General features: G+C 39.2%; 1 protein-coding gene. It reads right to left on the bottom strand.

Annotated features, from left to right (window positions below; translation table 11 throughout):
* On the bottom strand, positions 1-1,071 hold a 1,071-nt coding region (locus ACOVO2_RS23205), incomplete at both ends, for a TonB-dependent receptor (RefSeq protein ID WP_421772259.1).

Below are 1,071 nucleotides of genomic sequence, written 5' to 3'. Positions count from 1 at the left end.
TTTTATTCTTGGTATAATACAAATTCAGTTTAGGCGAAACGATGGAAGCATTGGCTTTAAAAATTGCATTATTTTGCAATTTGTCGAGGTATTGATTATTGAAATAATCGAAACGAATACCCGCCGTTAATGAAAGTTTAGGACTTATCTGAATACTCTCATCAATATACGCTCCTACGTTAGCTTCGTTTACATCACCTAATTTGATGCTTTCGAGTAAGGTAGTTTTATTTTTTGTGTGTGAAAGTTCTGAATCTTTAGTCAAATCATGGCGATAATTTACACCAATATTCAGTGTTGCTTGTTTTGAGCCTAAACCGTGAGCAATCGAATAATTTGAGTTATATCCCCACAAATTTCTGCCTTCGGCTTGCTTGATTTGGTCGCCGTTGATAGGGTCTTCCAAGAAAAATGTAAAGTTTGAAAATAACTCAAAATTGTAGTTTGAGTAGAAAACTTGGTTTTTCCAGACGTGGTTTCTTTTGGTTAAAGTTAAAAATTCCGCATTGGCGTTAGTTCGGCTGGTTGTACCTCCTTCATTGGGGTCGATTGCCCCGTAGAAACCAATCAAACCCGACTCAACGGCACGGTCAGGGATTTGTCCTGAAGCACTCCATTTACTCCAAAAAGTTGAGGCCGTAAAAGTTAAGCTTGTATTTTTGGTGATATGTCCGTGATATTTTCCGAGCAAATTTAGTCGATTGAAAGCCTGCGGAGCATCAAAATACGCATCAGAGTAGCTATATTCACCTGCTAAATAGGCATTTTGGTTCTTTTCTATTGCTTTTTGTGCTAAAATATTAGCAGCACCCACCAGTCGGTAAGTATTAAATTGACCGACTTCAACCTTGGCAAAATTTTGTTCTAAGACTTTTTTCGTGCGGAAATTGGCCCAACCTGCAGTGCTAAAATTTCCCTTATCGGCATCGTACAAGCCTTTCTTGAAATCTACGCCATCAATCAATTCTGGAATAATAAAATGAGCATCGGCATAGCCTTGCCCGTGTGCGTGCGACACCATATTGATTGGCACGCCATCGGCAGTGAGGTTAATATCAGTACCGTGGTCGA

Source organism: Emticicia sp. (assembly GCF_049241225.1).
In the GTDB taxonomy this organism is placed as follows: Bacteria; Bacteroidota; Bacteroidia; order Cytophagales; family Spirosomataceae; genus Emticicia.
The sequence above is the reverse complement of the archived record's forward strand: the minus strand, read 5'-3'. Positions and strand labels throughout refer to the sequence as shown.